Raw genomic sequence first — 14183 nt, forward strand, 5'->3', positions numbered from 1 at the left:
TTTGGGCCTAGTGCAGATACGCCGCCAGAGTGCGCCCGGCGGCGATGAAGCGCGACGGGTCGATGGCGCTGCCGCCCTTGCGGACTTCGAAATGAACGTGAGGACCGGTTGAGCGACCGGTCGATCCCGCCCGACCGATTTGCTGGCCGCCGGTTATTGTCTGGCCAACGCTGACGCCGAGATGGCTCAAATGGGCATAGCGGGTGGAAAGCCCGTTGCCGTGGTCGATTTCGACCATATTGCCATATCCGCCATTGGACGCAGCAAAGCTGACCGTGCCGCTTGCCGCCGCAAGCACGGGGGTTCCTGTTGAGGCGCGGAAATCAATGCCGGAGTGGAAGGCGGCGCGCTTGAGAAACGGGTCTGTGCGGTTGCCGAAGGATGAGGTGATGGTGCCACCACCATTGACCGGAGGCTGGATGGGGGCCGTCAACAGGGCGCGGCGGGCCGATTGGTAGCGCGCCAGAGCGTCGGCCACTGCGTTGGCTTCGTCGATGATCGAGCCGGGCTCGCCACCGGCTGGAATAAACGGGCCGCCTACGCCATCCGTCACAAGCCGCGGTTCGATGCCTACGCTGCGCAGCCCTGAAACGATCTCGTTGGTCGAGAGGGTCGCTGCATCGGAGAGTGAAACCAGCGCCATTCGGGTTTCCTCCTGCATGGAAAGCAGGGTGTCGGCCAAAAGTGCAGTGTCGCCGGAAAAAGCGAAGGGCTGGGCTCCAATCGATCCGGTTGTCATGGTGTCGGGTTCTGCGGCTTGGCCGGCAATGCCCATTTCGTGGGCCATTTCAGTGAGTGCGCGGACATATTCGTGCTGTTCGGACAGCACTTCCTGCTGCTGAACAAGCTCATGCATCTGCAGGTTCATGTCGCCCATCTGGGCGTATTGGCGGGAGTGAAGCCTATCGACTTCCAGGCGCAGTTCGGTAATGCGCTGTTCATAGGCTGTCAGGATGGTGGAATTGTCCTCGCGCAGCAGACTGTTGATTTCGGGGGCGAAATAGAGGGCAAGGGCCGTCACCGCGTTGGTGACCAGAAGTAGCGCGACAACCGACATCAAGAGAAGGTAAGCGCCCGCACCACTCTTGCGGGTCGCGGCTTTCTGCCGACCCAATACTATCGTCTGATCCCCCGAACGCACTGATGGTCCCCTGATGACGCAATTCTTACATCCAACATCAGGAATTATGCAGCGCTATAGTTAATGCCGGGCTAACCTATGGCTTTCATGACACGTTCGACATGTCCCTTGGCTCTGATATTGGGCCAGACCTGAGCGATCCTGCCTTCGGGGTCGATCAGGACGGTGGACCGGATCAGGCCTTCGTAGGTCCGGCCATAATTCTTTTTCTCTCCCCACACGCCGTATGGGCCGATGGCCTTGTGATCGGGGTCCGAGAGCAAGATGGGTGATAGCGCGTATTTCTGCCGGAAATTGGAGAGTTTTTCGACGCTGTCGGGGGATATGCCGACGAGCACGATATCGCGTTCGGCGAACCATTTTGCGTTCGCAGTGAAGGCGAGGTTCTGGTCGTTGCAGGCGGGGGTATCGGCCTGCGGGTAGAAATAGATGAGCACCGACCTGCCGCGCTGATCCGACAATGTGAAGGGCTCGCCCGCGTCCGTTTGCAGGGTGAAATCGGGAGCAGATTTGCCGACAGCCGGTATGGTCATGAGGAGGGCCTTTTCCATCAATTTTCCCTGCGCATAGGGCGCGGCAGGGTATCTGTGCCATATTCAAGCCGATATGGTCGGCAAGAGACAGCTTTGATAGCCGATTCTGCGGTATTGGCGTTGGCACATATTTCCAGATCATTTCGCCGTGTCACGGAAACGGCGCAACGATCTAAGTCTTTGTTTTGTCGCGCTTCCGAACCGGATAAGTGGTTTCCGCTTGTCCTGGAAACGCTCTAATGGGACCTGCATCCGACAGTGAGTGAGACGACACGTCCCAGGCGAACCATTTTCGGCCCCAGGCGACGGTTGGCGCTCAAAATTCTTGCCCTTCTGGGCATTGGGCTGCTCGTTGTTCTGTCCCTTTTCTATGTGCGCCTTCTGTTTGGGCCGATATCGCTCGGGTTCCTGTCGGATCGGGTCAAAAGCGAAGTTGCCGGGATTGTCGATGACAGTTTTGACGTCGACTGGCGCGACTTCGGGTTGTCGCTGACCGGGCCGGTCAGCTTGGGTTTTCATCTCTCTACGGTCACCCTGACCGAGCGCGCCTCCAATGCGGTGATCGAGGCTGATGCGCTGGAGATCGGTCTGTCGCCACTGGGACTTGTGTTCGGGCGACCCCAGGCGCGCATCATTCTGATCGAGCCCCGCTTCCAGATGGTTCAGGACCTGCTGGGCCCGAGGCTCTCGCGGTTCGAATTTCTCGAAGAAGACGGCACTGGCGAGACAGTGGTGCGCGTTATTGAGGGCAGCCAGCGAGCGCCGGACGTGCAAATTGGCGATGAGGGCATTTCGGCCGGGGCGCAAGGGGCCGAGGATATCGGGTTGCGCTCGGACAATGACTGGCTGGTGGCCAATGTCGAATCTCTCAACCAGGCGCTGGCCCAGCTTGCCGAGCAGGCCATGGCGGGGCAGGTGAGGCGGTTTGAAATCCGTGACGGGTCGATCGGCGTGCTCGATACGGTCTATGGGCTTTACCGGTCGTTCGACAGGGTTGATCTCGACGTCCGATCCGGTCGCATAGATGGGCGCGTCGCTGCCAATTTTGCGGCCGAGATCGCTGGTGAGACCATGGATGGCGAGATCGTGCGCGAGATGGGTGCGCAAGGCGCGACCATAAAGGCGGACATCAGGAACCTCGATTTTTCCACGATCATCCCATTCCTCGATGACGCCAACAGTCTCGCAGCCTTGCGGGGAACGGGAAATCTCGGCCTCTCGGTTGCGCTCGAGGCGGGCGGACGGGGCGGCGTCCAGTCGGGGCAATTCGTTGTCGATATCGACGGGACACGCCTTCGCCTCAACAATGATTTGTTCGACGTGGCCGCCGATCCCTTTGCGGTGGACTGGTATCCCGGCCAATCGCGGTTTTCCGTCGCCGATGTCGAGGTCGCGGTTGGACAGAGCCGGGGGATTGTGGGCGGCGATATCGTCATGGGCTTTGACGAACAATTCGGCCCCACGCTGGGCATGTCACTGCGTGGGCGGGACTTGTGGCTGCATCCTGACGATCTCGATGCGCCAGCCGAGCCGTTCGAGGAAATCCACTATGAGGGATGGTCGGCGCCGCTCTATGGCGCGGTCGGCATCGATCGGATGGTGGTGGCCAAAGAGGACGTCAGCGTCGTCATGCAGGGCCGGCTCGACATGGTGCGCGAAGGCGTGGGGCTCGACGTCTCGCTGAGCGGGCGGGGCGCGTCGGCCGACGACATCAAGCGGTTATGGCCCTATCTATTTGCGACAGAGGGGCGGGAGTGGTTCACCCGATATGTGGCAGATGGGACTGTAGCCGGCGCCGATATGCACTTCCGGTTTCCAGTTGGCAGCATAGCGCTGGATGGCGAGCCCCGCCCGATGCCCGAGGGGGCGATGCGGATCGATCTTGTCGGCAACGGCGTGCAATTGCGCCCGCTCGAAGGGGTTCCCGAGTTTCAGGTGGGCGGCGAGGCGCGCCTGACCATGCGCGACAATCAACTGACAATGGCTTTCGAGCGGGCCAGCCTCACCGAATTTGGCGATGAGGTCTCGATCGCCAACGCTGCCTATATCAACCAGGACGTTTCAGCGAGCCAGCAGGTCTTCGAGATTTCCGGCGATGTATCGGGCCCAGTGCCGGCAATCCTTGAAGTGGTTACGAGCGATACGTTCAACCTCGCGGAAGATCTTGATTTCGGGCTCGATCCGAGTGCGTTGGCGCAAGATTTGACCGGAGAGATGTCGAGCACTGTCATTGCCACAATTGAGACCGACGACACCGGCCAGTTGGTGAGCACGGATTATGCGCTCAATGGCTCAATCTCAGATATGGCCAGCGCTCGCCCGATCCAGGGGGTCAGCTTTTCCGATGCTGATTTGACCTTTACCGCTTCGCAGGAGGGGTTCCGGGTTCTTGGAGCCGCGAGCGTGGGGGAAGCGCGGATCGACCTCGAGGCGCATCAGGCGGGAGGCGGCGCGCCGCAACTGGCGTTTGCCTCGACGCTGAGCGTTGCCGATGCAGCGGAACTGGGGATCGATCTGTCCCAGTATATGGGCGGCACCGTGCGGGTTGTCGCCCGACCGCTCGAGGACGGCCGGATCGAGGTGCAGGCCGACCTGACGGACACTTCGCTGACGATCAGCGATATCGGGATCAGCAAGGTCCGCGGTGACGCCGGCGGTCTGGAGGCGACGGTATCGTTGGCCGATGAGGATATCGTGGTCTCCGACATCGCCCTCAATTTCGGGACCGTGCGACTGGAGGGCGCCATGAATCTCAGTTCGGCCGGAGAGTTGGTGTCGGCTGACTTCGGTACATTCCAGATCAGTTCGGGCGACAGCGCGCAGGTGAGCATGACGCCCGTCGAAGGCGGCTATTCCCTCGCCATAAGTGGCCAGCAACTCGACCTTAAGCCAGTGCTCAAGCGGTTCTTCAATATCGAGGGGGCCGAAAATGCCGGGGCAAGCGAAGACTTGCAGGACCAGGTTTTCAACGTCAGCGTCAATCTCGAGCGGGCACTGGGCTATTTCGGCACCGTGGCATTCAACGTCGATCTCGACCTCTCGGTCATGGGCGAGCAATTGCGCAGTGTTAACCTGGCTACCCAATTCGGGAGCGGACGTTCGGCATCTGCTACGACCAATCCCTTGCCCAGCGGGCGGATCATTTCCTATGCGACCAACGATCTGGGTGAAACGCTGAGGTTCATCGGCATCTATCCGCGCCTGGTGAACGGCGAGGGTAGCATGGTGATGCGGTACGATGAGAGTTCGGAAACCGATACGGGCGAGTTCGAGGTTCGCAATTTTGCGGTCGTGGACGAAGAAAACCTCGATGCTATCGTCGGGTCGCATGAGGAGTCGCAGGAGGTTCTGGCGGGCGCGTCTGCAATGGAGTTCGATTATGGCCGGGCCGAATTCGTCCGCTTCAGCGATCGCATCGAACTGGTCGAAGCCGCCATATATGGCGATACGGTGGGCGGCACGATCCGCGGCAACATCATGACCGATGCCGGGCAGTACGATCTGGCGGGAACCTATGTGCCCCTGTTCGGGCTCAACAATTTCTTCCAGCAGATTCCGGTGCTCGGGCCGATTTTCGGAGGGCGCGAGGGCGAGGGGCTGCTCGGGGTCACCTTTGCGGTGCGCGGGCCGCTGGACCAGCCCGATCTGCTGATCAACCCGGTGTCGATTTTGGCGCCCGGCGTATTTCGCACGCTGTTCGAGTACCGATCAGCCAACCAGCCGCAGAACTGAAAAAAGGCCGGGGGTGTCCCGGCCTTTCCTTGTTCAGACAGGCTTGAGCAGTACGTGGCGCTTCTTGCCGATCGAGAGCTTGATGACGCCCTCGCTGAGGACCTGATCCTGGCCCAGGCTCATTTTTTCGTCGGTCACGGTCTGGTCGTTGACCTTGAGCGCACCGCCCTGGATGTGGCGACGGGCCTCGCCATTCGATGACGCCAGACCGGCGGTCACAGTCGCTGCAAGGATGCCAAGACCGCCGCGCAGGGCCGACCAGCCGATCTGGATGGTCGGCAGCGAGAGATCGAGCTGACCGGCTTCAAAGACCGCCACTGCCGTTGCGGCCGCGTCCTGGGCAGCCTGGCGGCCATGAACAAGCGCCGTTACCTCGGTCGCCAGCACCTTCTTGGCTTCGTTGATGTCGGTGGCGACACCGGCCATGACGCGGGCGATCTCGTCGAGCGGCAAGGTCGTGAAGAGCTTGAGGAAACGCTCGACGTCGGCGTCCTCCGTGTTGCGCCAGTACTGCCAGAAATCGTAAACCGAAAGTGCATCGGCATTGAGCCAGACAGCACCATTGGCGGTCTTGCCCATTTTCTGGCCCGAGGCCGTGGTCAGCAGCGGCGAGGTGAGGGCGTAGAACTGGGTATCGAGCATGCGGTGTCCGAGATCGAGACCGTTGACGATATTGCCCCATTGATCCGAGCCGCCCATCTGCAAGGTGCAGCCGTAGCGCTTGTTGAGCTCCACGAAATCGTAGGCCTGCAGGATCATGTAGTTGAATTCGAGAAAGCTCAGGGACTGCTCGCGGTCCAGACGCAGCTTGACCGAGTCAAAGCTGAGCATGCGATTGACCGAGAAATGGCGGCCCACGTCTCGCAGGAACTCGATGTAGCCGAGTTCGAGCAGCCAATCGGCGTTGTTGGCCATTACGGCGTCTTGCGGGCCCTGGCCAAAATCGAGAAAATTGGCGAACTTCTGTTTGATACCCTCGATGTTTGCGGCAATGCCCTCGACGGTCAGAAGCTTGCGGGCCTCGTCCTTGAAGGAGGGATCTCCGATCATGCCGGTTCCGCCGCCCATCAGAGCGATCGGGCGATGGCCGGTTTTCTGCATCCAGTGCAGCATCATGATCTGCATCAGGTGGCCGACGTGAAGCGATGCGGCCGTGGGATCGTAGCCGATGTAGCCGGTCACGATCTCGGTCGAGAACTTCTTGTCGAGCCCGTCGGGGTCGGACACCTGATGAATGAAACCGCGCTCTGAGAGCGTATTGAGAAATTCGGATTTGAACTGGGTCATTGGTCTTGATTCCAGAGCGTTGAAGCTGCCCGGCCGCCATATGCCGGACGGGTTTGGCTCGAAATCATCCCGTCAATCGGGCGCCCTTCCACCCGGGATGAGATTCGCAGACTGTCTGGAGCGTTTCCGACTTTTGCCGGAAACGCTCCAAAACGATCGCAGGGGTCAACGTCCGCCGCCGGCGGCGATCTCGGCCCGGCGACGGTCGAGATATTCGCCGCACGCTTCGATCAGTTCGTCGATCTTGTCCTCGTAGAAGTGGTTGGCACCCTCGACGATCTGCTGTTCGATCGTGATGCCCTTCTGGAGTTTGAGCTTGTCGACCAGCTTCTGAACGGCCTCGGGCGGCGCCACACGATCCTTGTCGCCATGGATGATCAGGCCCGAAGACGGGCAGGGGGCCAGGAACGAGAAGTCATAGAGGTTTTCCGGCGGGGAAATTGAAATAAAGCCCTCGACTTCGGGACGACGCATCAGGAGCTGCATGCCGATCCAGGCACCGAACGAGAAGCCGGCGATCCAGCAGCCGCGGCTTTCGCGGTTGAGGGCCTGCAGCCAGTCGAGCGCGGCCGCGGCGTCGGACAATTCGCCCACGCCATGATCGAAGAGGCCCTGGGAGCGCCCAACGCCGCGCGAATTGAAGCGCAGGACCGCAAAGCCGCGCTGCACGAACATGTAGAAGAGATTGTAGACGATCTGGTTGTTCATCGTGCCCCCGAACTGGGGGTGAGGATGAAGGATGATCGCAACGGGTGCGTTGGGCTCCTTGCCCGGTTGATACCGGCCCTCGATACGCCCCTCAGGTCCGTTGAAAATCACTTCAGGCATTGACTCTTACCTTTATGCTTAGTTCGGCGCTGCATGGGAGCCATGCACCCGCGGACCCGGCTTGACGAATGGTGCAGGCGTCCATAAAACTGACTTGGAATACCAGTTTAGAATAATTCCAAACGGGTTTTGGCCGGAGTTTCCGGCGCATTTGAGCGCTCCTTTTACTTAAGGAGCGAGTCGAATTTCAAGGATTGTTTGCTGCAGCGGCCTTTTAGAGAGTCCGGGAGCGGCGAGTTGACGGATCGATGAGCGTATATCTCGACCATAACGCTTCGGCGCCCATGCTGCCGCGCGTCCGCGCAGCGATGCTGGCTGCGCTCGAAATGGTGGGTAATCCATCGTCGGTTCACGGCCCGGGGCGGGCGCTGCGCGCGCTTATCGATGATGCCCGGGACAAGGTTGCAAAGGCGGCCGGGGCCGAGGCCAAGCAGGTGGTTTTCACCGGCTCGGCGACCGAAGCCCTGACCCAGGCCATTGTCGGGGGCGTCAAGGCTTTTGCGATCGACCGGGTTGTCGTTTGCGCGACCGACCATGCGGCGGCACTGAAGGCCGCGGAAGCGTCTGGCGTGTCGGTTCGGGTAGTCGGCGTTGATGGCAACGGGATCATTGATCTCGACGCATTGGCTCGCCATATCGAAACCGCCAATGCCGCCGGGGAAAAGCTGCTGGTGGCCGTATCCTGGGTCAATAACGAGACCGGAGTTGTCCAGCCGCGTGCAAAGATCGAGATGCTGTTGGGGCCAACGCCTCATATTCTCGTCGTCGATGCGGTGCAGGCTTTTGGCAAGCTTGGTCTGGATTTTGCGGCCTGCGCTACCGATATGATGGCCATATCGGCTCATAAGATCGGCGGGCCTGCCGGCATCGGCGCCCTGCTGGTCAAGGGGCATGCGGACACGGTTCGGCTGGTTCCCGGGGGCGGGCAGGAGCAGGGCCGGCGGGGCGGCACCGAATCGGCGGCGCTGATCGCGGGGTTTGGGGCGGCCTGCGAAGAGTTTGGCGAGGTTTTCAAGGCAGATCGGGCGGCAGCGCTCGTCACGGCGTTTGAAGATCGGCTTTTTTCGCTGGTGCCCGATGCGGTGATTTTCTCACGCGGGGCGGAGCGGATCGGCACCACGATCAATTTCGCGGTGCCGGGGATAAAGAATACAGTGGCGATGATGAGCCTGGACCTGGCTGGCATCGCCGTTTCGTCGGGTTCTGCATGTTCGTCTGGCAAGGTTGGACGTTCCCATGTGCTCAGCGCCATGGGCGTGTCGCCCGATTTGAGTGAATGCGGCCTTCGGGTCAGTTTCGGCTGGTCGTCGACCACCGAGGAAATTGACGCCTTCTTTTCGGCGTTTGAAACCGTTCTGAGCCGTCATCGCCGTAACGGCGCTGCAGCTTAGCACCAGGAGACTTTTTGATGTCCGATTATGACATTCCGACCCTCAAGGAAAACATTGACCGCGATACGGTCGATCAGGTGCTGGCGCTCGACGTCGACAAGTACAAGTACGGCTTCGAGACGATCATCGAATCCGACAAGTCGCCCAAGGGCCTCAATGAGGATACCGTGCGGTTCATTTCGGCCAAGAAGAACGAGCCTGAATGGATGCTCGAATGGCGGCTCGAGGCCTTCCGGCGCTGGCTGACGCTCGAAGAGCCGACCTGGGCGCGCGTCTCGTATCCGGAGATCGATTTCCAGGATCAGTACTATTATTCGGCGCCCAAAAGCACCACGGGACCGAAGTCGCTGGCCGATGTCGATCCGGAATTGCTGCGGACGTATGAAAAGCTGGGTATCCCGTTATCCGAGCAGAAAATCCTGGCTGGGGTTCAGGGCGAGGATGCGACGCAAGATACGCCGTTCGGCAGCAATGTTGCAGTCGATGCAGTGTTCGACTCGGTTTCAGTGGTGACGACCTTCCGCGAGGAACTGGCCAAGCACGGCATCATCTTCTGCTCGATTTCCGAGGCGGTGCGCGAGCATCCTGAACTGGTCAAGAAGTACCTTGGCTCGGTCGTGCCGGTTACCGACAATTTTTACGCAACGCTCAATTCGGCCGTGTTTACCGACGGATCGTTCGTTTACATCCCCAAGGGCGTTCGCTGCCCGATGGAGCTCTCGACCTATTTCCGGATCAACGAGAGGAACACCGGCCAGTTCGAGCGTACGCTGATTATCGCCGAGGAAGGCTCGTATGTGAGCTATCTCGAGGGCTGTACGGCTCCGATGCGCGACGAAAATCAGCTCCACGCTGCCGTTGTCGAGCTGGTGGCGCTCGATGAAGCCGAGATCAAATATTCGACGGTCCAGAACTGGTATCCAGGCGACAAGGACGGCAAGGGCGGCATCTACAATTTCGTCACCAAGCGTGGCGATTGCCGCGGCAAGAACTCCAAGATTTCCTGGACGCAGGTCGAGACGGGCTCGGCGATCACCTGGAAATATCCCAGCTGCATCCTGCGCGGCGACGGCTCGCGCGGCGAGTTTTATTCGATCGCGATTTCAAACGGAAAGCAGCAGGTCGACAGCGGCACCAAGATGATCCATCTGGGCAAGAACACGTCCAGCCGTATCATTTCCAAGGGTATAGCGGCGGGTAATTCCGACAACACCTATCGCGGCCAGGTCTCCTCGCATCGCCGGGCGACTGGCGCGCGCAATTTTACCCAGTGCGACAGTCTTCTGATCGGCGATCGCTGCGGAGCGCATACGGTACCCTATATCGAAAGCCGGAACTCCTCGACGGTGTTTGAGCACGAAGCGACGACGTCCAAGATTTCCGACGACCAGATGTTTTATTGCCTGCAGCGCGGGTTGAGCGAGGAAGAAGCAGTGGCTCTGATCGTGAACGGTTTTGTTCGCGACGTGCTGCAGCATCTGCCAATGGAGTTCATGGTCGAAACCCAGAAGCTGATCGGCATCTCGCTGGAAGGCAGCGTTGGATAATGGCGGGAGCGGACTACAACCCGGTGGTTCGAGTGCCCGAGATGGAACTCGAGCGCAATGCGGGGATGGGTTGGTTTGAATCGTTTGACGGTTATGTCGGCGAAATCCTCCAACTCACCCGCTTGGGCTGTGCCTATACCGAGGTGGCGCCGGGCAAGACGGCATGCCCCTACCACGTGCATCATGCCGAAGACGAAATGCTGGTGATCCTTTCAGGTGAAGGCGACTATCGGTTCGGCGGAGAAATTTACAGGGTGAAGGGTGGCGACGTGCTGGGCGCGCCTATGGGCGACGCAAGCTACGCGCACCAACTGATCAATACCGGGACGGAAACGCTGAAATACCTGGTGATTTCGTCCAAGGCGGATGTCGATGTCTGTGAATACCCCGACAGCGCGAAGTTTCAGGTGATGAGCCGCCCAGTGGAAGGCACAAAACGACGGCGCTTCCGCTTTATCGGGCGAGAAGAAACGAGCCTCGATTATCTCGACGGCGAAAATATCGGAGACGAAAAATGAGCACCCCGTTGCTTGAAATCAAGAACCTGCATGTTCGCGTCGAGGACAACGAGATCCTCAAGGGTGTGAACCTGACCCTCAATCGCGGTGAAGTTCACGCGATCATGGGCCGGAACGGCTCTGGCAAATCCACGCTGTCCTACGTGCTGGCCGGCAAGGAGGACTATGAAGTCACCGAGGGCGAAATCCTGCTCGACGGCGAGAATCTTCTGGAAATGGAAGCCGACGAGCGCGCTGCTGCCGGCGTGTTTCTGGCATTCCAGTATCCCATCGAAATTCCCGGCGTTGCGACGATGACCTTTCTCAAGGCGGCCATGAATGCCCAGCGCAAGGCGCGCGGGGAGGGCGAGCTTTCGACGCCCGATTTCATGCGTGCCGTCAAGGATGCTGCCGGGCTGCTGGAAATCAAGCAGGACATGCTCAAGCGCCCGCTCAATGTGGGGTTCTCGGGCGGTGAGAAAAAGCGCGCGGAAATCCTGCAGATGGCGCTTCTGGCCCCCAAACTCTGCATTCTCGATGAGACCGATTCCGGGCTGGACATCGACGCGCTCAAGGTTGTGTCCGAGGGTGTCAACAAGCTGCGCGCGCCGGAGCGTTCCATGCTGGTCATCACGCACTACCAGCGCCTGCTGAACTACATCGTGCCCGATGTCGTGCATGTGTTCTCTGCCGGGCGGGTCGTGGAAACCGGCGACAAATCGCTGGCGCTCGAGCTCGAAGCCAAGGGCTATGCAGACTTCGACGAATCCAACGCTGCCTGAGAGGTAACGCCGTGAACATACAGACACCTGTCCGGCTGAGCGGCGCCGAGGAAAGCCTCGTCGCACAGCTCGAGAGCGCCGGAGCCACAGATGCGGCCGAACGCCTGCGGGTGATCGGCCTGCCGACGCGCCGGGTCGAAAGCTATCACTATACCGACCTCAGGACCCTTCTGGGCCAGATACCACCGCGGGCGAAGGCGGCGAGCGATTCCAGTGCGCCGGCTGTCGATATTCCGGGGGCCTACCGCATCGTAATCGCCAATGGCGTCGTGCAGTCGACTTCGACCGCGCCTGCGGGCGTGATCGTGGGCAAGGCGGCCGGTTCAGTTCTCACAACGCGGGATGACGTGCTCGTGCGTCTCAATGCTGCGCTGGTTTCTGAATCGCTGAACCTTGAGCTGGCCGGCTCGGTGGATCCGGTAATCCACATCGACCACCGCATGGAAGGGGCCGCGGGTCACGTTCAGTCGGGGGCCAAGATTGCCTTCGGTCCGGGTGCAAAAGCTACGGTGATCGAGACGGTGTCGGGCAGCGACGCCGCTCATATGGGCAATGTTGGCAGCTATGTCTCGGTTGGTGACGGTGCCGAAGTGACCCATATTCTGGTGGACCTGTCGGCACGTCAGGCGACCCATTTCGCCACCGTCGAGTATCGGATCGGCGCAGAATCGAGCTTTAAGTCGGTGGTCATCAATGCCGGTGCGCATCTGGCGCGGACCAACGTGTTTGCCGATTTCGTCGGCGAAGGAACGCATGGCGATTTCTTCGGTCTCAATGTTGTCGATACCGACGAGCATCGGGATATCACCATCGACATCACCCATGGCGTGCCCAACACCACTTCGGCCGAGCTCTACAAGCAGATCGCGCGCGGGCGCGGCAAGGCAGTGTTCCAGGGCAAGATCAACGTCGCGATCGACGCGCAGAAGACCGACGCCAAGATGATGACGCAGGGTCTGATGCTTTCGGACGAGGCGGAAATTCTCTCCAAACCCGAGCTGGAGATTTTTGCCGACGACGTTGTCTGCGGGCACGGCGCGACATGCGGGGACCTCGACGAAACCTCGCTGTTTTATCTTATGAGCCGTGGCATTTCGCGTGCAGACGCCGAAACCATACTCATTCGTGCTTTCCTTGAGGAAATCACCGGAGCGGTAGAGGACGAATACGTCTCCGAAGCGCTTGCGGGTGTTGTGGAGCGCTGGCTCAAGAAGGACGTTTGATGCCTTTCGATCTCGCGACAGCACGCGCGGATTTTCCCATTCTCGAGGAGAAAATTCACGGCAAGCGCCTGGTTTATCTCGACTCGGGTGCTTCGGCGCAAAAGCCGGTGCAGGTGCTCGATCGCATGGATCATGCGTATCGACACGAATATGCCAATGTGCATCGGGGACTGCATACGCTGGCCAATCGGGCGACCGAAGCGTTCGAGGGCGCACGCGAGAAAGTGCGCGCGTTTCTCAATGCCGAGCGGGTCGAAGAGATCATTTTTACGCGTTCGACGACCGAAGCCATCAATCTGGTGGCGTCCTCATTTGCCAGTCCGCGGATCGGGGAGGGGGACGAGATCGTCATTTCGATCGCCGAACACCACTCCAACATCGTGCCGTGGCATTTCCATCGGGAACGCAAGGGCGCGGTGATAAAATGGGTGGACGTGGCCGATGATGGAAGCTTCGATCTTGATGCCTTTACGGCGGCCCTGACGGACCGGACGAAGATCGTTGCGATCACACATATGTCGAACGTGCTGGGCACGATCAATCCGGCCAAGCAGATCGTGGAGATCGCGCATGCGCGCGGTATTCCGGTTCTGATCGATGGTAGCCAGGCGGCCGTTCACACCAAGGTGGACGTGCGCGATATCGGGGCCGATTTCTATGTCTTTACCGGCCACAAGCTCTATGGGCCGACCGGGGTGGGGGTTCTTTACGGCAAGTATGACCTGCTTGCCGCGATGCAACCGTTTCTGGGCGGCGGGGAGATGATCGAAGAGGTTTCGCAGGACGCTGTGACCTACAACGCTCCGCCGCACAGGTTCGAGGCCGGCACGCCGCCGATCGTACAGGCGATCGGGCTTGGCGCGGCGATCGATTATGTCGAGGCCATTGGGCGTGACGCCATTGCGGCCCACGAGCACGAGGTCGCGGTTTACGCGGGCGAGCAGCTGTCGCGGATCAATTCCCTGCGCATGTTCGGTACCGCACCGAGCAAGGGCGGGATTTTTTCCTTCATGCTCGAGAATGCTCATGCCCACGACGTTTCGACAATTCTCGACCGGTATGGTGTTGCCGTGCGGGCCGGGACCCATTGTGCAATGCCCCTGCTACAAAGATTTGGGGTTACCTCTACATGTCGGGCCTCGTTTGCCCTATATAATGGCAAGGACGATGTGGACGCGCTTGTCGAGGCTATCGAAAAAGCGCAATCCTTCTTTTGATATTG

At 59.9% G+C, this 14183-nt stretch carries 11 protein-coding genes; 7 read left to right on the forward strand and 4 right to left on the reverse strand.

Features of this window, described 5'->3' with window-relative positions:
* Positions 1-7: 7 nt before the first annotated feature.
* A complete protein-coding gene (locus tag OF122_RS10005; RefSeq protein WP_264224117.1) occupies positions 8-1114 on the reverse strand; it encodes a M23 family metallopeptidase in 1107 nt (368 codons plus the stop codon).
* A 98-nt stretch (positions 1115-1212) separates the two neighbouring features.
* On the reverse strand, positions 1213-1692 hold the full coding sequence (locus OF122_RS10010) for a peroxiredoxin (protein ID WP_264224118.1): 480 nt from the start codon (positions 1690-1692) through the stop codon (positions 1213-1215).
* A 240-nt stretch (positions 1693-1932) separates the two neighbouring features.
* Between OF122_RS10010 and OF122_RS10015 the strand changes: the two genes are divergently transcribed.
* A complete protein-coding gene (locus tag OF122_RS10015; protein WP_264224119.1) occupies positions 1933-5406 on the forward strand; it encodes a hypothetical protein in 3474 nt (1157 codons plus the stop codon).
* Positions 5407-5439: 33 nt separating this feature from the next.
* Here OF122_RS10015 and tyrS read toward each other — a convergent pair whose 3' ends face one another.
* Both tyrS and OF122_RS10025 read right to left on the reverse strand, forming a co-directional pair.
* Positions 5440-6693 (reverse strand): tyrosine--tRNA ligase, encoded by a 1254-nt coding sequence (gene tyrS / locus OF122_RS10020; RefSeq protein ID WP_264224120.1) that lies wholly within the window; start codon positions 6691-6693, stop codon positions 5440-5442.
* Positions 6694-6858: 165 nt separating this feature from the next.
* Positions 6859-7521: an alpha/beta hydrolase gene (locus OF122_RS10025; RefSeq protein WP_264224121.1), complete on the reverse strand. Its 663-nt coding sequence runs from the start codon at positions 7519-7521 to the stop codon at positions 6859-6861.
* 248 nt (positions 7522-7769) lie between these two features.
* Between OF122_RS10025 and OF122_RS10030 the strand changes: the two genes are divergently transcribed.
* The 6 genes from OF122_RS10030 to OF122_RS10055 are packed head-to-tail and all read left to right on the forward strand — an operon-like array spanning position 7770 to position 14178.
* The gene (locus OF122_RS10030) at positions 7770-8912 is read left to right on the forward strand and encodes a cysteine desulfurase family protein (RefSeq protein ID WP_264224122.1); all 1143 of its coding nucleotides are present in this window, start codon (positions 7770-7772) and stop codon (positions 8910-8912) included.
* 17 nt (positions 8913-8929) lie between these two features.
* Entirely contained in the window at positions 8930-10459 is a 1530-nt protein-coding gene (sufB, locus tag OF122_RS10035; RefSeq protein ID WP_264224123.1) for a Fe-S cluster assembly protein SufB, read from the forward strand.
* Positions 10459-10977: a cupin domain-containing protein gene (locus OF122_RS10040; protein ID WP_264224124.1), complete on the forward strand. Its 519-nt coding sequence runs from the start codon at positions 10459-10461 to the stop codon at positions 10975-10977. Before sufB ends, OF122_RS10040 begins: the two co-directional genes overlap by 1 nt.
* Positions 10978-10985: 8 nt before the next feature.
* On the forward strand, positions 10986-11738 hold the full coding sequence (gene sufC / locus OF122_RS10045) for a Fe-S cluster assembly ATPase SufC (RefSeq protein ID WP_264227642.1): 753 nt from the start codon (positions 10986-10988) through the stop codon (positions 11736-11738).
* 11 nt (positions 11739-11749) lie between these two features.
* Positions 11750-12961 carry a Fe-S cluster assembly protein SufD gene (sufD, locus tag OF122_RS10050; RefSeq protein ID WP_264224125.1) on the forward strand — a complete coding sequence of 404 codons (1212 nt, stop codon included), beginning with the start codon at positions 11750-11752 and terminating at the stop codon, positions 12959-12961.
* Entirely contained in the window at positions 12961-14178 is a 1218-nt protein-coding gene (locus OF122_RS10055; RefSeq protein ID WP_264224126.1) for a cysteine desulfurase, read from the forward strand. Before sufD ends, OF122_RS10055 begins: the two co-directional genes overlap by 1 nt.
* Positions 14179-14183 lie beyond the last annotated feature (5 nt).

Source organism: Pelagibacterium flavum (assembly GCF_025854335.1).
In the GTDB taxonomy this organism is placed as follows: Bacteria; Pseudomonadota; Alphaproteobacteria; order Rhizobiales; family Devosiaceae; genus Pelagibacterium; species Pelagibacterium flavum.